This is a genomic window from Pseudonocardia alaniniphila (genome assembly GCF_022524485.1).
In the GTDB taxonomy this organism is placed as follows: Bacteria; Actinomycetota; Actinomycetes; order Mycobacteriales; family Pseudonocardiaceae; genus Pseudonocardia; species Pseudonocardia alaniniphila.
In genome coordinates this window covers 24,338-44,468 of sequence record NZ_JAKXMK010000025.1, presented here as the reverse complement: position 1 = coordinate 44,468, position 20,131 = coordinate 24,338, and the positions used below count along the sequence as shown (strand labels likewise).

General features: G+C 71.5%; 20 protein-coding genes. 4 read left to right on the top strand and 16 right to left on the bottom strand.

Annotation, left to right across the window (positions count from 1 at the left end; all coding sequences use genetic code 11):
* Positions 1 to 85 precede the first annotated feature (85 nt).
* The 16 genes from dprA to ffh form a co-directional block, all read right to left on the bottom strand.
* Positions 86 to 1,249, bottom strand: a complete 1,164-nt coding sequence (gene dprA / locus MMF94_RS27065) for a DNA-processing protein DprA (protein ID WP_241040018.1) — start codon at positions 1,247 to 1,249, stop codon at positions 86 to 88.
* The gene (locus MMF94_RS27060; RefSeq protein WP_241040017.1) at positions 1,246 to 2,754 is read right to left on the bottom strand and encodes a YifB family Mg chelatase-like AAA ATPase; all 1,509 of its coding nucleotides are present in this window, start codon (positions 2,752 to 2,754) and stop codon (positions 1,246 to 1,248) included. The genes dprA and MMF94_RS27060 overlap by 4 nt, the downstream gene beginning before the upstream one ends.
* Positions 2,754 to 3,110 carry a YraN family protein gene (locus MMF94_RS27055; RefSeq protein ID WP_241040016.1) on the bottom strand — a complete coding sequence of 119 codons (357 nt, stop codon included), beginning with the start codon at positions 3,108 to 3,110 and terminating at the stop codon, positions 2,754 to 2,756. Before MMF94_RS27055 ends, MMF94_RS27060 begins: the two co-directional genes overlap by 1 nt.
* A gap of 433 nt (positions 3,111 to 3,543) precedes the next feature.
* Complete coding sequence (locus MMF94_RS27050) at positions 3,544 to 3,867, bottom strand: DUF2469 domain-containing protein (RefSeq protein ID WP_241040015.1); 324 nt, start codon at positions 3,865 to 3,867, stop codon at positions 3,544 to 3,546.
* Positions 3,864 to 4,709, bottom strand: coding sequence for a ribonuclease HII (locus MMF94_RS27045; RefSeq protein WP_241040161.1), 846 nt, complete (start codon positions 4,707 to 4,709; stop codon positions 3,864 to 3,866). The genes MMF94_RS27050 and MMF94_RS27045 overlap by 4 nt, the downstream gene beginning before the upstream one ends.
* A 122-nt stretch (positions 4,710 to 4,831) precedes the next feature.
* A complete protein-coding gene (gene lepB, locus MMF94_RS27040) occupies positions 4,832 to 6,145 on the bottom strand; it encodes a signal peptidase I (protein WP_379660520.1) in 1,314 nt (437 codons plus the stop codon).
* 33 nt (positions 6,146 to 6,178) lie between these two features.
* Positions 6,179 to 6,538: a 50S ribosomal protein L19 gene (rplS, locus tag MMF94_RS27035; protein WP_241040014.1), complete on the bottom strand. Its 360-nt coding sequence runs from the start codon at positions 6,536 to 6,538 to the stop codon at positions 6,179 to 6,181.
* A 148-nt stretch (positions 6,539 to 6,686) separates the two neighbouring features.
* The gene (trmD, locus tag MMF94_RS27030; protein ID WP_241040013.1) at positions 6,687 to 7,433 is read right to left on the bottom strand and encodes a tRNA (guanosine(37)-N1)-methyltransferase TrmD; all 747 of its coding nucleotides are present in this window, start codon (positions 7,431 to 7,433) and stop codon (positions 6,687 to 6,689) included.
* Between the two features lie 22 nt (positions 7,434 to 7,455).
* On the bottom strand, positions 7,456 to 8,019 hold the full coding sequence (locus MMF94_RS43800) for a Clp protease N-terminal domain-containing protein (RefSeq protein WP_379660521.1): 564 nt from the start codon (positions 8,017 to 8,019) through the stop codon (positions 7,456 to 7,458).
* A gap of 13 nt (positions 8,020 to 8,032) precedes the next feature.
* A complete protein-coding gene (locus MMF94_RS27015; RefSeq protein WP_241040012.1) occupies positions 8,033 to 8,248 on the bottom strand; it encodes a helix-turn-helix domain-containing protein in 216 nt (71 codons plus the stop codon).
* 119 nt (positions 8,249 to 8,367) lie between these two features.
* Positions 8,368 to 8,913: a ribosome maturation factor RimM gene (rimM, locus tag MMF94_RS27010; protein WP_241040011.1), complete on the bottom strand. Its 546-nt coding sequence runs from the start codon at positions 8,911 to 8,913 to the stop codon at positions 8,368 to 8,370.
* A 40-nt stretch (positions 8,914 to 8,953) separates the two neighbouring features.
* The gene (locus tag MMF94_RS27005; protein ID WP_142049011.1) at positions 8,954 to 9,193 is read right to left on the bottom strand and encodes an RNA-binding protein; all 240 of its coding nucleotides are present in this window, start codon (positions 9,191 to 9,193) and stop codon (positions 8,954 to 8,956) included.
* Positions 9,190 to 9,642, bottom strand: coding sequence for a 30S ribosomal protein S16 (gene rpsP / locus MMF94_RS27000; protein ID WP_241040010.1), 453 nt, complete (start codon positions 9,640 to 9,642; stop codon positions 9,190 to 9,192). Before rpsP ends, MMF94_RS27005 begins: the two co-directional genes overlap by 4 nt.
* A gap of 175 nt (positions 9,643 to 9,817) precedes the next feature.
* A complete protein-coding gene (locus MMF94_RS26995; protein ID WP_241040009.1) occupies positions 9,818 to 11,029 on the bottom strand; it encodes a CPBP family intramembrane glutamic endopeptidase in 1,212 nt (403 codons plus the stop codon).
* Positions 11,030 to 11,119: 90 nt separating this feature from the next.
* Entirely contained in the window at positions 11,120 to 12,205 is a 1,086-nt protein-coding gene (locus tag MMF94_RS26990; protein ID WP_241040008.1) for an amidohydrolase family protein, read from the bottom strand.
* A gap of 3 nt (positions 12,206 to 12,208) precedes the next feature.
* The gene (gene ffh, locus MMF94_RS26985) at positions 12,209 to 13,747 is read right to left on the bottom strand and encodes a signal recognition particle protein (RefSeq protein ID WP_241040007.1); all 1,539 of its coding nucleotides are present in this window, start codon (positions 13,745 to 13,747) and stop codon (positions 12,209 to 12,211) included.
* Positions 13,748 to 15,875: 2,128 nt separating this feature from the next.
* Between ffh and MMF94_RS26980 the strand changes: the two genes are divergently transcribed.
* From MMF94_RS26980 to MMF94_RS26965, 4 genes are all read left to right on the top strand, one after another.
* Positions 15,876 to 16,949, top strand: coding sequence for a LacI family DNA-binding transcriptional regulator (locus tag MMF94_RS26980; protein ID WP_241040006.1), 1,074 nt, complete (start codon positions 15,876 to 15,878; stop codon positions 16,947 to 16,949).
* Between the two features lie 78 nt (positions 16,950 to 17,027).
* Positions 17,028 to 18,263: a sugar ABC transporter substrate-binding protein gene (locus MMF94_RS26975; RefSeq protein WP_241040005.1), complete on the top strand. Its 1,236-nt coding sequence runs from the start codon at positions 17,028 to 17,030 to the stop codon at positions 18,261 to 18,263.
* A 46-nt stretch (positions 18,264 to 18,309) separates the two neighbouring features.
* A complete protein-coding gene (locus MMF94_RS26970) occupies positions 18,310 to 19,269 on the top strand; it encodes a carbohydrate ABC transporter permease (RefSeq protein ID WP_379660523.1) in 960 nt (319 codons plus the stop codon).
* Positions 19,270 to 19,276: 7 nt separating this feature from the next.
* Positions 19,277 to 20,116, top strand: coding sequence for a carbohydrate ABC transporter permease (locus tag MMF94_RS26965; RefSeq protein WP_241040003.1), 840 nt, complete (start codon positions 19,277 to 19,279; stop codon positions 20,114 to 20,116).
* Positions 20,117 to 20,131 lie beyond the last annotated feature (15 nt).

Below are 20,131 nucleotides of genomic sequence, written 5' to 3'. Positions count from 1 at the left end.
GCCAGGCACTGGCGTGCACTCGGCCCCCACATCGTGAAGCTGATGCCAGCGCCTGCGGACCTCGCATCAGACGACGCAGCACGGTTCAGGGCTGTTCGCCGCGAGGACGACGCCATCGGCCGTCGCAGTGCTCCACGAGGCCTCGGCGCTCCAGATCCACGAGGGCGACGCGCACCGCCCCGATCGGCACGCCCGCTTCCATCGCGAGCCACCGTGTGTCGCGGTGGGCCCGAGCCGGCAGCGCGTCATGCACCACGGCCGCGATGGGATCGAGACCGTCGGTGGGCCGCGAGTCGCTCGAACCGAGTGGGTCGGCCAGGTCGAGCCCGAGCCGGCCGACCGCCTCCAGCACTTCTTCCGTGCGTGTCACGAGAAGCGCTCCCTCCCGGAGGAGGCGGTGGCAGCCCGCCGAGAGCCCCGACGTGACGGGGCCCGGTACCGCCAACACCAACCTGCCCAGGGCCGACGCGTCGGCAGCGGTGCGCTGTGCGCCGCTGCGCAATCCCGCCTCCACCACGACAGTGCCCGCGGCCATCCCCGCGATCAGCCGGTTGCGTACGAGGAACCGGTGGCGCCCGGGAACCGACCCTGGCGGGTACTCGCTGACGACGAGTCCGCTCGTCGCGATTCGCGCGAGCAGCATCTGGTGCGCCGCCGGGTAGGCCCGGTCGACACCGCAAGCGAGGACCGCGACCGTCGGCCCCTCGACGGCGAGCGCGCCACGGTGAGCCGCCCCGTCGATGCCGATCGCGGCGCCGGAGACGACGGTGAATCCGCGGTCGGCCAGGCCCGCCGAGAAATCTCCCGCTACGTGTGCGCCGTAGCTGGTGGCCGCGCGTGCGCCCACCACTGCAACGGCCTGCTCGCAGAGCTCGGCGAGCAGGCCGGGACCACGGACCCACAACGCCAGAGGCGGTGCAAGCTCGCGCTGCCCGGTGAGGGCGAACGCCGCGAACGGCCACTGTGGCCACTCGGGGTGCTCGGGCGTGATCAGCCGGGCGCCGACGGCCGCAGCAGCGTCGAGATCGGCCGCGGCCCGCTGGACGACCCGCCGGGCGCCCGTCTCCCCCGCTACGGCCTCACTCACCCGTCCCTCCTGGACCCGCTGCGCCGCCTCGACGGGACCGACCTCGGCGACGAACCCCGCGAGCGCGACGGCGGGGGCCTCGGCCACCCGCGAGAGGTAAGCCCTGGCGAGCAGAACGTCCTCCGCGACCTGGGGCGCGCTCGCGGACACCTGCTCGGTCATGCTGCCCTCCGATCGCGGAAGAAGAGGGCGGTCTCCACGAGCTCGCGATCCGGGCGGTCGCGACCGGCCAGATCGGCCAGAGTCCAGGCAACGCGCAGCGCGCGGTCGGCGCCGCGGGCGGTGAGCTCGCCCGCGCGCAGCCCTGCGTCCAGGGGCCGGACGGCGCCGCGGGGCAGGGCGAACCGGGTGCGCAGCACCGGACCTGGCACCTCGGCGTTGGTGCGCCAGCCCTGCCCGGCCCAGCGCTCGGCTGCCGCCGCGCGGGCAGCCAGGACCCTCTCCCGGACCGTGGCCGTGCTCTCGGCGAGGCCGGAGGCGTCGGAGAGTGCGGTGACCGGGAACATCCGGGCCCGAAGGTCGACCCGATCGAGCAGGGGGCCGGACAGCCGCCCCAGGTAGCGCCGGCGCACCAGGGAGGAGCACACGCAGTCGCGGTCGTGGGCGGGAGCGCACGGGCAGGGGTTGGCGGCGAGCACGAGCTGGAAGCGCGCCGGGTACTGGACGGTGCCGTCGGCCCGGGCGAGCCGTACCTCGCCCTCCTCCAGCGGGGTGCGCAGGGCGTCGAGCATCTGAGCTCCCCATTCCGGGGCCTCGTCCATGAAGAGCACGCCCCGGTGGGCGAGCGACACTGCGCCGGGACGGGCCAGGCCGCTGCCCCCTCCCAGCAACGAGGCCATCGAGCTCGAGTGGTGGGGCGCCACCATCGGCGGCACGGTGCTGAGCCCGCTTCCGGGCGGAAGCTTTCCCGCCACCGACCGCACTGCGGCGAGGGCGAGCGCCTCGTCGGGGCCCAGCCGCGGGAGCAGCCCGACGAACCGCTGCGCGAGCATCGTCTTGCCGGTGCCTGGCGGGCCCACCAGCAGGACGTGGTGGCCGCCCGCTGCCGCGATCTCCAGCGCGTGCCGGGCGTCGTCCTGCCCGACGACGTCGGCGAGGTCGGGCGGCTCGGCACCCTCGTGGCCCGCGACCGGAACGGCCAGAGGCAGGTCGTACTCGCCCCTCAGGAATGCCAGCACCTCGGCGAGGCTGTGTGCCCCGTGCACCTCGATGCCCTCGACGAGCGCGGCCTCGGGCAGAGCGGCGGCCGGCACCACCACCCGTCGCATCCCGGCGGTCCGCGCGGCCAGCAGGCACGGCAGCACCCCGCGCACCGGACGCAGCCTCCCGTCGAGCGCCAGCTCGCCGAGCAGAACGGTGCCGTCGAGCGACCGCTGGCCGACCACCTCGGACGTGCAGAGGATGCAACACGCGAGCGCGAGATCGAACCCGCTGCCGGCCTTGCGGAGCGTGGCGGGCGAGAGCGCAAGCAGGATGCGTTCGTTGGGCCACGTGCACCCGGAGTTGACGATGGCGGCCCGCACCCGGTCCTTGGACTCGTGCAGCGCCGCGTCCGGCAGGCCCAGCAGGTGGACCCCTGGCAGGCCACCGCCGACGTCGGCCTCGATCTCCACGACGTGGCCCTCCACGCCGAGCAGGGTGACCGACCAGGCGCGCGCGAGCCCCATCAGAACGCCGCCTCGTAGTGGCGCACGGTAACCGGCTTGCCCGGCTCGGCGACGACCGCGAGCACGTCGAACCGGATCTCGCACCACCGCACCTGGTGGGCGGCGAGCCAGGCCTGGGTGACCCGCCGGATGCGGGCTGCCTTGCGCCGGTCGACGGCCTCCGCGGGCTCGCCGAACCGGACACCCGAGCGCGTCTTGACCTCGCAGACCACCAACCGGTCGGCATCGGTGGCGACCAGATCGATCTCGCCGTGGCGGCACCGCCAGTTGCGAGACAGGACCACAAGACCCCGTTGCTCCAGGTAGGTCGCCGCGAGGTCCTCGCCGTGGCGACCGAGCACGTCCTTCGCTGCCATGCCGACAACGATCGACGTCCGGTGTGTGCCGGGACAGCCGGTTCTCGCAACTGTGGACAGTTCGGGGGCGATGGGGACAACCCCGTCTACGGTGCCCGGCGAACGCCGATGCCGTCAGGAGGACGGTGTAGGGCCCGCGAACCGGCGTGCCCGATGTGGACGACGGGTGGTTTGCCGTCGCAGTTACGAAATCCACATCGGAACGCGCGAATGAGAGTTGTGCGCATCATTCCGGGCGCACGTGCGCAGAGCGGTGTCAATCGGTGGAATCGAATGGGTCGGGTCCTACCGGGCCACTCTCGCTGCGGACGCCCCTCCAAGCTCACCCGCACCGAGGGGCGTGCTCGAACAGCAGGCGACGTCGCGACCGTAGCCCGCTCGGACGCCTACCGGACGCCCGGAGAATTCCGGTGCAATGGGACGAAGATCGATGTCAGGAACCGAACTGGTCGCCACCGGGTAGCCGCAGATCCGGCTTGTCCAGCTCCTCGACGTTCACGTCCTTGAAGGTGAGAACCCGGACGTGTTTCACGAACCGAGCCGGCCGGTACATGTCCCACACCCATGCGTCGGACATGCGGACCTCGAAGTAGATCTCGCCGTCGGCGTTGCGTGCGGCGACATCCACCGAATTGGCGAGGTAGAACCGCCGCTCCGTCTCCACGACGTAGGAGAACTGGGCCACGATGTCCCGGTACTCCTTGTAGAGCGTGAGCTCCATCTCGGTCTCGTACTTTTCGAGATCCTCGGCGCTCACGGTTCCATCCCTCCCTCTGCCCCCACCTCGGTCGGCCCGACGGTGACTGTCCCATTGTGGACCAGAGCCGTGGGAAGCCCGACAGCGGCAGCGGCCTCGAGTGCGGCGACGTCGTCATCGTCCTCGACGGCAGCCCCGACGACACCGCCACCGACGCCGACGGGAATGCCGACGTCCCCACGGGCTGCCCGCACGTTGACGAAGGAGAAGCGGTGCACCCGGCTCGGCCCGTGCTCCGTCAGCGCGGCGTCGTGCACCGTCGTGCAGTAACCCTTGTGCTCGGCGAAGCCGTACTCCGGGAACTCGTCGTGCAGAGCGACCATGATCCGGTCCCGGGTCACCTTGGCCAGCACGGACGCCGCCGCGACGCACGCTGCCACCTGGTCGCCCTTGGGCACCGCGAGCGCGGGGCTGCCGAAACCACGCACCGCGAACCCGTCCGTCAGAACGTATCCGGGACGATCGGCCAGCCCCGCCACGGCACGGCGCATGCCCTCGATGTTGGCGACGTGCACACCCCGCCGGTCCACCTCCTCGGGCGGGATCACGACCACGGCGCTGTCCTGCGCCCAGCGCGTGATCAGCGCGTAGTACCCCTCGCGCGCGGCGGGTGTGAGCAGCTTCGAGTCGGTCAGGCCGTCGAGCCGCTTGGCGTCACCGGGCCGGAGGACGCAGGCCGCGACGACGAGCGGGCCGGCGCAGGCACCGCGTCCGGCCTCGTCGACCCCCGCCACCGGGCCGAGTCCGTGGCGCTGCAGCGTGGATTGCAAGGTCCAACTACCCGCGGAACGACGTACGACGGCACGGGCGGGACGGAGCTCGGGAGGAAGCGCCGGCCGCATCGGGCGGCGGGCCGGCGTACGACGAGGAGCAGGGCGTGCGGGCATCAGATGAGCAGTCTCCACCGGGCGGGCAGGGCGGGACGACACGGGTCCGATGGTCGGGCTCCGAGTCTCTGCGGCGATCAGGAGCGGGGGCGACCCGGGAGGAAACCCCATAGCTCCGGATCCTGCCGGTACAACCTGCGCCGCCACGCCGCGAGCGGGAGCGTGCCCAGTAGTCCGAGGCCCAGGGGTGCTCCGGCCGGCGCTGCGGGCGCCGGCATGCCGACGGCGGTGGACTGCGGGTCGATGGAGGAGATCCAGCCGAAGCGCGAGACGGGTAGCACGATCACCCGCGCTTGGCCGATCACGTTCGCCACCGGGACGGGCCCGTGGTCGGGTACTCGCGAGTCGGCGGAGTTGTTACGGCTGTCGCCCATCATCCACAGTTGGCCCTCGGGCACCGTGACCGGCCCGAACGGGCTCTGCTTCGGTGGCCCCGCCGCAGGCAGGTAGTAGATGTAGGGCTCGGTGAGCGGTTCGCCGTCGACCATCACCCGGTTCCGCGAGTCGCAACACGAGACCGTCTGGCCCCCGACCGCGATGACGCGCTTCACGAAGTCCTTCTCGTCGGGCGGCGCGAGTCCGATGAGCGACCCCAGCCCCTGCAGAGCCCTGGTCAGCGGGTTCGTCGGCTCCTGTACGTTGATCTCGCTGCTCCAGCTGTCCGGGCCGCGGAACACCACGACGTCGCCCGGGGCCGGGTTGGAGAACCGATAGGTGATCTTGTCGACGAGCACACGGTCGTTGTTGCACCCGGTGCAGCCATGCAGCGTGGTCTCCATCGAGCCCGACGGGATCACGTAGACCTTGGCGACGAATGTCTGGATCAGGAACGTCAGCACCAGCGCCACCACGATGAGCAGCGGCAGTTCCTTCCAGAACGCCGGCCGCCTGCGACGGCCGCCGCGCTTCCTGCCCCCGCCCTGCGTGGACTGGTCGTCGTCGCGCGGGGGTGGAGCTGCGCCTGCCCGGCGGCGGTGCCGGCCGGGAACCTCGGGGTTCTGGTCGGAGGCGTCGTCGATCAGGCCGCGGTGGATGACCGTCGTCTCGTCGTCGGCGGGATCGCGCCGCCTCGGCGGCGGGGGACGTTCCGGGGCCCGCTGGCCGTTGACAGGTGGGCCGGCGGGGCGACGCGGAGGCGAGTAGGAACCTCCGGGAGCGCCTCCATGTGGAGGTGCGCCGTTGTACGTGCCCCCGCGCTGCGGAGGGAGCCCGTAGCCCGGGGGCTGACCTCCCGTGGCCGGCCCGGCAGGCGAACCGCCGTAGGGCCCCGCATACGGCCCGCCCGGTGACGCAGGATGCTGGCCCTGGGATCGCCCGGGCGCCGGCTGGTCCGCCGGCGGATAACGCCGGGGCGGGGCCCGCCGGTCGTCGGGGAGCTCGGGTAGGGCCACGTCCACGAGGCTACGTCAACCTGACCGCGACAGTCAGGACGCGGACGGAGTCTCGCGCTTCTCCTTGATCTTCGCGGCCTTGCCACGGAGCTCGCGGAGGTAGTAGAGCTTCGCCCGGCGGACGTCACCGCGGGTGAAGACCTCGATCTTGTCGAGGTTCGGCGAGTGCACCGGGAAGGTGCGCTCCACGCCGACACCGAACGACACCTTGCGGACCGTGAAGGTCTCCCGCGATCCGGCTCCCTGGCGGCGGATGACGACGCCCTGGAACACCTGAATGCGGGATCGAGTGCCCTCGACGACCTTCACGTGCACCTTGAGCGTGTCACCCGGCCGGAAGGCGGGGATGTCGGAGCGCAGCTGCTGTGCGTCCAGGGCGTCCAGGGTGTTCATCGCGAAGATCCGTCCTCGGTCCGTGATAGCGGTCGTGCGGGGGCGCCCTTCCTATCGTTCAGGATCGGCGGCGCCGACTGGCCCGACGCACGTGCGTCGGACGCTGGCAACCCGTCCATAGTGCCAGACGCGATCGGGTGCAGTGAAATCACCCGCCCCTCAGGTGGGTGAGAAACTCTCGGTCAGCGTTGTCGAGCGCGTCGTCGGGCATGGCGGCGAGCAGATCCGGACGTCGCTGCGCTGTGCGTTCGAGAGCACGATCACGCCGCCAGCGTGCGATCGCGGCGTGGTTTCCGCTGCGCAGCACCTCGGGGACGGTGAGCCCGCGCCAGGTCACCGGCCGGGTGTAGGCCGGCCCTTCGAGGAGGCCGTCGGAGAAGGAGTCCTGCTGCGCCGAAGCCGGGTTGCCGAGCACGCCGGGCATCAGGCGCACCACCGCCTCGACCATCACGAGCACGGCCGCCTCACCGCCGACGAGGACGTAGTCGCCGATGCTCACCTCGTCGACGGGCATCCTGGTCGCCGCCTCGTCCATCACCCGCTGGTCGATCCCCTCGTACCGGCCACAGGCGAACACCAGGCGCGGCTCGGTGGCCCAGGCCTCGGCCGTGGCCTGGGTGAACGGCCTGCCCGCCGGTGTGGGCACCACCAGGCGTGCCGGGCCGTTCTCCGCCAGCACGTCGTCGAGCGCCTGCCCCCACACCTGCGGGCGCATCACCATCCCGGGCCCGCCGCCGTAGGGGGAGTCGTCAACGGCCTGGTGGACGTCGCGCGTCCAGCTCCGTAGGTCGTGCACCGCGAGCTCGACGAGCCCCGCCGCGATGGCCCGGCCCAGGAGCGCCTCCCGCAGCGGGGCGAGGTAGGCGGGAAAGATGGTGACGACGTCGATCCGCACCGGGGCACCGTACGCGGGACGGTCAGCCGGCCTGCCGGCCGCGGACCAGCTCGTCCACGATCACGCGCGTGGCGTCGAGGCCGACTCCGTGCGACGCGAGGATCCGCTGCGCCGCCCCGACCTCCGAATGGAGCATCCCCAGCAGGATGTGCTCGGTTCCGATGAAGTTGTGCTTCAATCGCAGCGCCTCGCGCAGGGCCAGCTCCAGCACCTTCTTCGCCGCGCGGTCGAACGGGAGGTGACCGCGCGGGACGCGTCCGCGTGCGGCCCGGGTGCGTTCCAATGCGCCCGGCCCGAAAGCCTCCTCGACCTGCCTGCGCACCTCGTCGAGGTCGATACCGAGGGTAGCGAGCGCCTCGGCGTCCGGAGGAGGGTTTCCATCCGGCCGTAGTCGGCCGATCTCCGCATCCACCACGGTGCCGTCGACGCCCAGGGACTTCAGGATCACGGCAGCAGGATTGGGCCGCCCCATGACCATCGCGGCCAGCAGGTGCTCGCTCCGAATGGAGTCCGCCGCCCTGTCGCGCGCCTGCTCCTGCGCGGATACCACCACCGAGCGTGCCTCGTGACTGAAACGTTCGAACATCTCCCCGCTCCCCTCAGAACCCGAACCGGCGGTACTTCTTGTGCACTGCCTGCCTGCTCACCCGCAGCACCTCGGCGATCTGCTGCCAGGACCACCCCTGCGCCCGCGCGTTGGTGACCTGGAGCTCTTCCAATGACTCGAGCAGCACCCGCAGGGACGCCACCGCGGCCAGGCCGACAGCCGGGTCTCTGCTCGACGCGGCTGCCGCCACTTTCGTCGCATCCGTCATGTTGTCAACCTACGTTGACAACGAGGCCGCGTCAACCCTGGTTGACACCGTCTCGAAAATGGGCGGAAAAGCAGAACGGCCCCCGCAGCTGTGCTGCGGGGGCCGTGACGTGGCTCGGTTCATTCCAGGTCGAGCAAGCCCTCGGGCGGGGTGAGCACGACCCTGCCGCCGTCGAGGTCGACGGTGGGCACGATCGCGCGCACGAACGGCACGAGCGCATCCGGCCGGCCGGGCCGGACCAGCACGAGGAGCTCCCCGCCCGGACCGTGCACGACCTCACGGACCGACCCCACGACGGAGCCGTCCTCCAGCTCGGCCCGCAGGCCTTCGAGCTGATGGACGTGGAACTCGTCCGGATCCGTCGGCGGCGGAACCGCGTCGGAGCCGATCAGGAGGCGGGCGCCGCGCATCGCCTCTGCGGCGTCGCGGTCGGGCACCTCGACGAACCGCACGAGCAGCCGGCCGGAATGCGGCCGGGTGGACTCGACGGTGAGCACGGCGTCCGGCACGCCCGCGCGCCGTGCTGTGAGCACGGAGCCGGACGTGAACCGCTCGTCGGGCGAATCGGTGTGGACGTCGACGACGAGCTCGCCGCGCAGGCCGTGGGCCCGAGCGGCGATCCCGACGAGCAACTCGGTGCTGTCGGTACCCGACGTCGCTCGCACTGCGTCGATACTCGCCCGCGGCGCGCGCTCGGCGGTGCCGTTACCGGTCGGTGTCGACGACATCGACCCGCACGCCCCGGCCGCCGATGCCACCCACGACCGTGCGGAGCGCGGTGGCCGTGCGGCCTCCGCGACCGATCACCTTGCCGAGATCCTCCGGGTGCACGCGCACCTCGAGAGTGCGTCCCCGGCGCGTGGTGACGAGCTCCACCTGCACGTCGTCCGGGTGGTCGACGATGCCCCGGACGAGGTGCTCGAGAGCGTCCGCGAGGACACTCACGACTCGGTGGCCTCGGTGGCCGTGGTGGCCTCACCCTCGGCGGAGTCGGCCTTGGGCCGGCGGTCGCCCCGCTTCTTCGGGGTGGTGGCCTCGGTGGTGGGCTCCTCGCTCGCGGCGGCGAGCGCAGCCTGGAAGCGGGCGAGCTTGTCGGCCTTCTCCGGCTGCGGCTTGAGGGTGCCCTCGGAACCGGGCAGGCCCTTGAACTTCTGCCAGTCGCCCGTGATCTCCAGCAGGTGCTGCACGGGCTCGGTGGGCTGCGCACCCACGCCCAGCCAGTACTGCGCCCGCTCGGAGTCGACCTCGATCAGGCTCGGCTCGTTCTTCGGGTGGTACTTGCCGATGGTCTCGATCGCCCGGCCGCTGCGGCGGCTGCGGGCATCGGCCACGACGATGCGGTAGTACGGCTGACGGATCTTGCCCAGCCTCATCAGCTTGATCTTGACGGCCACGCTGGTCGTTGCTCCTCGCGGATCGTGGTGCTTGTGGTGAGTCCGCGCGGCTCGCGTGGGGTTACGGGCAGCGCTTCGTCGACGTGTGCGGCCGCGGCACGGTAGAGGGCCAGCCGCATGACCGATCCGTCATTCTGCCAGACACCTTCGGGCGATGACGCACGGAGCCGCCGGCTCACCCGGTCGGCATGACGCCCAGGAGGCCGAGCATCAGCACGACTCCGGGGAGGAGGTTGTTCACCTGATGCGCGACGATGCTGGGGAGCAGCCTGCCCGTGTACAGCCGCGCCACCGCGATCGGGATCGCGACGATGAGCAGCAGCGGCGTGCGGGTGAACTCGAAATGGGCCATCGCGAAGAGCAGAGTCGTCACGCCGAAGGCCACCCAGCGGTTCGCGAGCCGCTCGATCCCGCCCCACAGCAAGCCCCGGTACACGATCTCCTCGCACAGCGGGGCGAGGAACACCACGATCACCAACACCACCGCGGCCAGCACCGGACCGGTCCTGACAGAGCCGAACACGTCCCCGACCGCCGAGCTCGCGTCCGGCCCGACGATCGCGACGTACACCAGCGAGGCAGGCACCGTGAGGACCAGCCCGCCGAGCCCGAACGCGGCGCCCAGCCCGACGTCGCTCCACGACCACTGCAGGCGTAGGTCGGTGCGCGGCCCGTTGCCGCGCAGCACGGTGATCACCACCGCGGTGGTGGCCGCCAGCACAGTGGGCACGGCGAGCGCGAGGATCAGCCCTGCCACCACCGGCATGTCGCCGAGCACGGCCCAGCCGATCAGCACGGACGTGAGCAGGAACACGGCCTCGACGAGCACGTACGCGCCCAGGCCCCAGCGGTGGGTGCGGACCGGGACTCCGGTGAGCGCCCGCCCCGCCGGATGCCGGGGCGACCGCCTGCCCGTGGGCGGAGGCGCGGACGGGTGGGGGTCCGGCATCGACGGGTAGGCGCTCGGCGGATACACCGGGTAGGGGCCTGACGTCCCCGGCCCCGCCACATAGGGCTGGTAAGGACCGGATGGGTACGAACCTTCGGCGTACGGACCAGGTCCGGGCTGGGCGACAGCGGCGCCGGGGGCCTCTGCCGGCGCACCTGATGCCGCCTCCTGTGACCACGGGGACCATTCCGGGGCCGCCCAGGGCGAACTGGCGGTCCCGTTGTGGGTGGCGCCGTTGTGGCCGTTGCCGTTCGAGCCGTTGCTGTTGGGCGAGCCGCCGTTGCCGCTGCTGTCCGGGCTGCCCTCGCTCGTTGCGCCGGCGGCGGCGTTACCGGTCAGGCTGCTGCTGGCGCCGGTTGGACCGGCGTCGTTCGGTTCGGGGACGTCGGGTTCTCGCGAACCCTCCTCGGGTGACTCGTTCCCGTCCGTTGCTGCCACATATCCGACGCTACCGGCCCTTGGCTGCGGGCGTCTGCCCTCGGAGTGCAGGCGTGATCACGCCGGAATACAGCGTGCAAACCGCCCGCTTCAGCCCGTGGCGTGTACGGGCCGTCCGCGGAGCATCACGAGCGCCGGCTCGCGCAGGACCGAGAGGTCGGCCCGGGGGTCGGACCGGTAGACCACGAGGTCCGCCCGCGCACCGGGCTGCAGCCCCGGACGCTCGAGCCACTGGCGGGCCGACCAGCTCGCGGCGCCGATCGCGGCTGTGGCGGACATCCCGGCCCCGTGCAGGGCCTCGATCTCATCGGGCAGCCGCCCGTGGACGATCCCGCCGCCCGCGTCGGTGCCGGCGTACACGGGAACCCCCGCCTCGACGGCCCGCCGGACGACGCCCACCGCTCCCGCGTGCAGCTTCCGCATGTGCGCCGCGTACGTGGGGTATCTGGTGGCCGAGTCGGCGATCGCCGGGAACGTGTCGAGATTGATCATCGTGGGGACGAGCGCGGTGCCGCGGGCGGCCATCTCCCCGATGAGGTCGTCGCTGAGGCCGGGCCCGTGCTCGATGCAGTCGATACCGGAGCGGATCAGGCCCGGGAGGGCGTCGGCGCCGAACACGTGGGCGGTGACCCTGGCCCCAGCCGCGTGGGCCGCCTCCACCGCAGCGACGAGAACGTCGTCGGGCCACAGCGGGGCCAGATCCCCCACGGACCGGTCGATCCAGTCCCCCACCAGCTTCACCCAGCCGTCGCCGTCCGCGGCCTGCTCGGCGACCACGTCGGGCAAGAGCGCCGGGTCGTCGAGCTCGGCGGCGACCCCGGGGATGTAGCGCTTGGGCCGAGCAACGTGCACGCCTGCGCGGATGATCTCGGGCAGGTCGGCACGCGCCTGCAGGGGGCTGGTGTCGAGCGGCGAGCCGCAGTCTCGGATCAGCAGGGTGCCGGCATCACGGTCGGTGCGCGCCTGCGCGTCGGCCTCCTCGAGCTCGACGGCGCCGGACGAGCCCAGCCCGATGTGGCAGTGCGCGTCGACGAGCCCTGGCACGATCCAGCCGCCGTCGATGAGCGTCTCGGCGCCCGGGATGCGGTCGACGAGCACGCCCGACCCGTCGACGAACAACTCCACCGTCTGCTCGTCACCGCCTGGCCCGAGCAGCACCCCCCGCACGCGGTACACGCGCTACTTGCCCTTCGGGAACTTCAGCTTGCTCGGGTCGAAGCCGGGCGGGAGCTGGTCGAGCCCCGGCGGGAGCTCACGCAACGACGGCGGCAGCCCCGACAGGTCGGGGACGCCGCCCCCGAACCCGGCCGGCAGGGCACCGGCGCGGGCCGGTGTGGGGCCGCGGCCCTTGCCCTTCTTCCCCTTGCGGCCCTTCGCCTGCTTGCGCGTGGCGCTGCGACCGCCGAAACCGAACTGCCCGGCCATCTGCTTCATCATCTTGCGGGCTTCGAAGAAGCGGTTGACCAGCTCGTTCACGTCGGTGACGGAGACGCCGGAGCCGTTGGCGATGCGGAGCCGCCGCGACCCGTTGATGATCTTGGGATCGGCGCGCTCCCCCGGGGTCATGCCGCGGATGATCGCCTGCAGCTTGTCGAGGTGCTTGTCGTCGACCTGCGCGAGCGCGTCCTTCATCTGCCCGGCGTTGGCGCCCGGGAGCATGCCGAGGATGTTGCCGATCGGCCCCATCTTGCGCACGGCGAGCATCTGCTCGAGGAAGTCCTCGAGAGTGAGCTCCCCCGAGCTGATCTTGGCTGCGGCCTTGGCCGTCTGCTCCTCGTCGAACGCCTGCTCGGCCTGCTCGATCAGCGTGAGCAGGTCGCCCATCCCGAGGATGCGGCTGGCCATCCGGTCGGGGTGGAAGACGTCGAAGTCGGCGAGCTTCTCACCGCTGGACGCGAACAGGATGGGCTCGCCGGTGACCTCCCGCACCGACAGCGCAGCGCCACCGCGGGCGTCGCCGTCGAGCTTGGTGAGCACCACGCCGCTGAAGCCAACGCCGTCGCGGAACGCCTCGGCGGTGGCGACCGCGTCCTGGCCGATCATGGCGTCGACGACGAAGAGCGTCTCGTCGGGGCGGGTGGCGTCGCGGATGTCGGCGGCCTGGCGCATCAACTCCTCGTCGACACCGAGGCGGCCCGCGGTGTCGACGATGACGACGTCATACATCTTCTCGCGGGCGTGCTCGACGCCGCGGCGCGCGACGTCGACAGGGTCGCCCACGCCGTTGCCGGGCTCCGGGGCGAAGGTCGGCACACCGGCCCGCTCACCGACGATCTGCAGCTGGTTGACCGCGTTGGGCCGCTGGAGGTCGCACGCCACGAGCAGCGGTGTGTGCCCCTGCCCCTTGAGCCAGTGGGCGAGCTTGCCGGCCAGGGTGGTCTTACCGGAACCCTGGAGGCCGGCGAGCATGATCACGCTCGGCGGCTCCTTCGCGAGCCGCACGCGGCGGGTCTCGCCACCGAGGATCGCGATGAGCTCGTCGTTGACGATCTTGACGACCTGCTGGGCGGGGTTGAGCGCGCCAGAGACCTCCGAGCCCTTGGCCCGCTCCTTGATGCGCGCTATGAATCCGCGGACCACCGGCAGCGCGACGTCGGCCTCCAGCAGCGCGATACGGATCTCGCGCGCGGTGGCGTCGATGTCGGCGTCGGAGAGGCGCCCCTTGCCACGGAGATTGGCGAGGGTGCCGCTGAGGCGCTCGGAGAGGGTGTCGAACACCCGTCCCAGGGTACTGGGGCCGGATCGACGCGCGCTGCCCCGGAGCGCGGTCGCGGCACAATCGGAATGCCCCCCGGGCCGTCGGACGCGCGGGGTCCGGGCGAACCGTGCTGCACCGGGTGGGATTCCGGGAAAGATCGGCCGGCTGTGCGGGCTGCTTCGGAGCGGCGCCGCGCGGTCGACATGCTCCTGCCGCGCCTATCGTCCGACGGCCGCTGGTTCCGGATTCGTGGCCTGCTCAGGTCCGTGCCGGTGCTGAGCTGCGGATCTCCGGAGTTCCGGCGGATGGCGCGGCCGCTGAGCCGAAGCTGAGGACATGGACGCCGCTCGCCGGGCTCGGCGGAGTGCGGCTCGCCCGGTGGGCCGTCCAGGTGCTCCGTGTAGCCGGCCACCGGACCTCCCTGCTCATCATGATCATCGGTTTGGGGTCGGAAACCGGGTCATGTGCTGCTGCGGGGCCCGAGACGTTGATCAAGGAGCCGAGGGGCGGCTGGGACGGTGAGGGCGTCGGCTGTGGGTGACCGTAGCGTCGACATTGCCCGCCCACGGGCCACCGCCGCTTGATGGCTCACCACCGATTCCGGACGATGGCCGGGGCCGGGCCGGGGCCGGGTCGCAGGTGCCAATGTTCCGCATGATCATCGGTTCGGGGTCAGAAACCGGGTCATGTGCCGCTGCGGACCCCCAAACGTTGATCAAGAACCACATGTGGCGCACTCGGCACGGGTGCCCCGCTTTCCTGGCCGATCGCCCCGCTATCTGGCCGACCCAGCGGGCTGCCACTCCGACGTTGGCCCCCCGAGGCCGGGGTCAGGGGCGCGGTGCGAGTTCGGACATGATCAACGCTTTGGACCCGGCAGCCGGGTTATGCACCGCTGCCGGGCCCGAAGTATTGATCACGGGGCCGGCGACGCAGCGGAGTGCCTCGGCTTCGTTGCCGATCGGCTGCGCGGTGCAGGTTCGGACGTGATCAACGCTTTGGACCCGGCGGCCGGGTCATGTCCTGCCGCCAGGCCCCAGGATTGATCACCGGACCGGGCCAGCGCAGCGGAGTGCCTCTCCTGGCGGCCGATCGGCTGCGCGGCACCCCCGCCGGACGACGGCAGCAGCCGATCTCGGACTACGGCGACCGTCGAGACGGGGTCGGGTCGAGGGTGCGGGTGTTCCGCATGATCATCGGTTCGGGGTCGGAAACCGGGTCATGTACTGCGGGAGGGCCCCAAACGTTGATCAAGACCACGGGCGGCCCACCCGGCACGGGTGCCTCGATTTCCTACGCGATCACCCCGCTGCCAGGGCCGACCCCGCGGGGCGCCGCTCCGACGGTGGTCCGCCGGGGCCGGGGGTTCTGGGTCGCCATGATCACCGGTTCGGCCCCGGCGGCCGGGTCACGTCCTGCCGCAAGGCCCCAAGGATTGATCACCGGACCGGGCCAGCGCAGCGGAGTGCCTCTCCTGGCGGCCGATCGGCTGCGCGGCACCCCCGCCGGACGATGTGCCGCAGCCAATCTCGGACGACGGCGACTGCCGGGCCGGGACCGGGTCGCGGGTGCTGATGTTCCGCATGATCATCGGTTCGGGGTCAGGAACCGGGTCACGTGCCGCGTCGGGGCCCCAAACGTTGATCAAGGACCACGGGCGGCGCGCCGGCACGAGTCCCCCGATTTCCTGCCCGATCGCCCCGCTGCCCGCCCGACGCAGCGGGGCGCCGCTCCGACGGTGGTCCGCCGGGGCCGGGGGTTCTGGGTCACCAAGATCACCGGTTCAGGCCCGGCAGCCGGGTTATGCACCGCTGCCGGGCCTGACGAACTGATCAACGGGCCGGGCGCCCAAACAGAGTGCCCCGGCTTCGTGGCAGATCTCCCAGGCCATACCGCGCACCGCACGACGGGCCGCAGCCAATCTCGGACGACGGCGACTGCCGGGCCGGGACCGGGTCGCGGGTGCTGATGTTCCGCATGATCACCGGTTCAGGCCCGCCGGCCGGGTTATGTCCTGCTGCCAGGCCCGAAGTATTGATCACGGCCTGGGCCGCCGGTCCGAGATGAGGCCGGTGGCCGACGCACGGGGACCTCGGCGGTCGGGTTCCGACAGTCATCGCCGCAAGGTCTTGCACGTCGTTCCCGTCCATGACTACGGTCACTGAGCTGTCGATCCGTATCGACACCAACGGGGGGCGACGCCGGATGGTGACCAGTAGGGACGTCGCCCGGGTCGCGGGGGTCTCGCAGAGCACGGTCTCCTACGTCATGAGCGGCCGACGCTCGATCTCGGCCGAGACGCGCCGCCGCGTCGAGGCGGCTATCGAGGAGCTCACCTACCACCCCAACGCCGGGGCCCGGGCGCTTGCGAGCCAGCGCACCCAGGTGATCGGTCTCGTCGTGCCGTTCACGCCCGGCGCCGACACCACGGGCCTGCTGCCGTTCATCGAGACCATCGCGTCCTGTGCGCGGGAGGCCGATCACGACGTCCTCCTCGTCACCGCGAACGAGGGGTCGGCGGGGCTGAAGCGGTTGGCCGGCCGGTCGCTGTGCGACGCGATCGTGATGATGGACATCGAGACCGACGACGCCCGGATCCCGGTGGCAGCGACGCTGAGTGTGCCGGTGATCCTCATCGGTGTCCCGGGCGACAACGCCGGCCTCCACTGCGTCGACCTGGACTTTCCGCTGGCCGGACGCATGGCGGTGGACGAGCTGGCCGCGCTCGGGCACCGGCGGGTCGTCCTCGTGGGGCACCCGGCCGAGGTGGTGGAGCGCGACGTCAACTTCGTCGGCCGCTTCCAGCGCGGGGCGACTGACGCGGCGAGCGCCCACGGGGTCGCGCTCAAGGTGGTGGCACCGGTGGCGCCGGGCCGGGACGGCGCCGAGGCCGCCGTGGAGCAGGTGCTCGCCGTCGGCGGGGAGCGGCCAGGGGTGGTCGTGCCGAACTCGCAGGCGCTCCAGCCGGTGCTGCAGGTCCTGGTGGATCGCGGGCTCCACCCGGGTCGCGACCTGTCCCTCATCGCGCTGTGCACCGACGCCGCCGCCGAGGCTGTCACGCCGTCGGTCACCAACGTCTCGCTCGAACCGCGCGATGTGTCGCGGCGGGCGATGCAGATCCTGTTCCAGCTGCTCGACCGCGGCCAGGAGCCGCCCTCCGAGCTCGTACAGCTCATCCCCCCACGCCTGACCCGACGACGAACCACCCTCCCCTCCCCCTGACCGCGGGCTGCGGTCGTACCGGTTCCGACGGGCCGCGATCGATACGTATCGACAGTGAGATCGACGAGAGGACCAGACATGGCTCGACGAGGAGCACGACTGGGCAGAACCGCACTGGCGACGGCCACCGCGCTCGTAGCGGCAGCCGCTCTCGCTGCCTGCGGAGGAGGTGGTGGGAGCGGCTCCGGCGGGCCGGTCACCAGCATCCGCGTTCTCGACTACTACAACAACGAACCCGATCGCACGGTCTACGCCCAGACCCTGGACGCGTGCGGCCGGCAGGCAGGCGTCACGATCGAGCGCGAGGCCGTGCCCGGCGCGTCGCTGATCGCCAAGGTCCTGCAGCAGGCCTCGTCCCGGACCCTCCCCGACGTTCTGATGATCGACAACCCCGACCTGCAACAGATCGCCGCGACCGGCGCCCTCAACCCGGTCACCGACTTCGGCCTCTCCGCGGACGGCTACGCCGAGGGCATCGTCAGCGCCTCGACCTACGAGGGCAAGGTGTACGGGCTCCAGCCGGTGACCAACACGATCGGCCTCTTCTACAACGAGGACATGCTGGCCCAGGCCGGCGTGACCCCGCCGAAGACGTGGGACGAGCTCAAGGCGGCCGCCGCGAAGCTCACCTCCGGCAACCGGTACGGGCTCGCGTTCTCCGCTCCCGCGAACTACGAGGGCACCTGGCAGTTCCTGCCGTTCATGTGGTCCAACGGCGGCGACGAGGCGAACATCGCGAGCCCGCAGGTCGCGCAGGCCCTGCAGCTGTGGGTCGACCTGGTCGGCTCGGGATCCGCGTCGAGGTCGGTCGTCAACTGGACCCAGGCCGACGTCGCGGAGCAGTTCGGCGCTGGCAACGCGGCGATGATGGTCAACGGTCCGTGGCAGTTCCCCGTGCTCGACGAGATCGCGGGCCTGAAGTACGGCGTCGTGCCGATCCCCGTGCCCCAGGCAGGCGCCACCGAGGTCGCTCCCCTCGGCGGCGAGACCTGGACGCTCCCCCGCACCGGCGACGACGCGCGTCAGAAGAAGGCCGCGGAGATCGTCGCCTGCCTGAACTCCGACGCCAACCAGATGGACCTCGCGACGAAGCGCAGCACAGTGCCGACGAAGACCGCGCTGCTGGACTCGTTCGTCGCACAGGCGCCGAAGATGGCCGCGTTCACCGACCAGGTGAAGACCGCGCGGTCGCGCACCGCCAAGCTGGGGGCCGACTGGCCCGCCGCCGCCACCAAGATCTACACGGCCGTGCAGAGCGCGATCACCGGCGGCGCCACGCCGGACGCCGCTCTGCGCCAGGCCCAGAATGGCTGAGCGCAGCCGGCCGGTCGGGGGCGCCACCACCGACCGGCCGCCGATCATGACGGTGGCACCGCCGAGCCCGACGGCGCAGGGTCCCTCGCCCGTCGAGCGGCACCGCGCGCCGTGGGCCTCGGCCCGGGGCCGGGAGCGGCTGCTCCAGCTGGCGTTCCTGCTCCCGGCCGTCGCCTACCTGCTGCTCTTCTTCGGCTACCCCGTGGTGCAGAACGTTTTGATGGGGTTCCAGGAGTACACGACCGCCACGTTCTACACGGGCGAGGCGCCGTGGGTCGGGTTCGCCAACTACGGCGCGGTCCTGACGTCGGCGGTGTTCGACCAGGCGCTGCTCAACACCGTGCTGTTCACCGTGGGGTCGATCGCGGGGCAGTTCGTGATCGGGCTGGGGATCGCGGTGTTCTTCCAGCGCCGCTTCCCGCTCAGCGGTTTGCTGCGGTCGCTGCTGCTCCTGCCGTGGCTGATCCCGCTGATCGTCTCCGGGGCGGTGTGGCGCTGGATCCTCGACCAGGACAACGGTGCGCTCAACCGGTTCCTCGGCGCGCTGGGCCTGGTCGGGGAGAACCCGGGCTGGCTCACGAGCACGTCTCTGGCACTCATCGCCGTGATCGGTGTCAACATCTGGATCGGGATCCCGTTCAACACCACGATCCTCTACGGGGGCCTGCAGGACATCCCCGAGGAGCTCTACGAGGCCGCGGCCCTCGACGGCGCCACCGGGTGGCGCGCGTTCCGGCACGTCACGTGGCCGTTGCTGCGTCCGGTGGTGAACGTCGTGCTGGTGCTCGGCGTCGTCTACACGATCAAGGTGCTCGACATCATCCTCGGGCTCACCGCCGGCGGGCCGGCGAACGCCACCCAGACGATCGCGACGCAGTCCTACCACCTGTCCTTCCAGGAGTTCGAGTTCGGGCAGGGCGCCGCCCTGGGCAACGTCCTGATCGTCATCTCGCTGGTGTTCGCGCTTCTCTACCTGCGCGCCAACCGGCGCGCCGGGCTGGGGTGATCTCGTGATGTCAGTGCTCACTCGCTCGGCCACGCGCCGGCCCGTCCGGCGCTCCTGGGGGAGCACGCTGGTCGGGGTGCTGATCCTCGCCGTGATGCTGTTCCCCGTCTACTGGATGGTCAACGTCTCGCTGCAGCCCAGCGGCTCCGCGGTCAGCACCCCGTGGTTCCCGCTCCACGTGAGCCTCGACGGGTACGCCGCCGCCGTGCGCGACCAGGGCGGCCACCTCGCGACCAGCCTGGTGGTGGCACTGGGGAGCGTGGTGTTCAGCCTGCTGATCGCCACGCCCGCGGCGTACGCGCTCGCGCACTTCCGGGTGCGCGGTGCGGGAGTGGTGCTGTTCGCGATCCTGATCAGCCAGATGATCCCGGGGATCGTCGTGGCGAACGCCCTCTACAGCGCCTACAACGACCTCGGGCTGCTCAACTCGATCCCAGGGCTGATCCTCGCGGACTCCACCCAGGGCATCCCGTTCGCGATCCTGATCATGCGGGCGTTCCTCGGCAGCATCCCGGCCGAGGTGATCGAAGCCGCCCGCGTGGACGGCGCAGGTCAGATCCGCGCGTTCGTCTCGATCGTGCTGCCGATGAGCCGCAACGCCCTGATCACGGCCGCGCTCTTCACGTTCCTGTTCACCTGGAGCGACTTCCTCTTCGCCCTCACCCTCACCACCACCGAGGACGTCCGGCCCGTGACGCTCGGGCTCTACCAGTACATCGGGAGCTTCGTGAACGACTGGAGCGCGGTGATGGCCACCGCGGTCCTCGCCTCCCTGCCCGCCGTGGTGCTGCTGGTGGTGGCGCAGCGCTTCGTCGCCGCCGGCGTGAACAGCGGCGCCGTCAAATGACCCGCAACGAGCTCG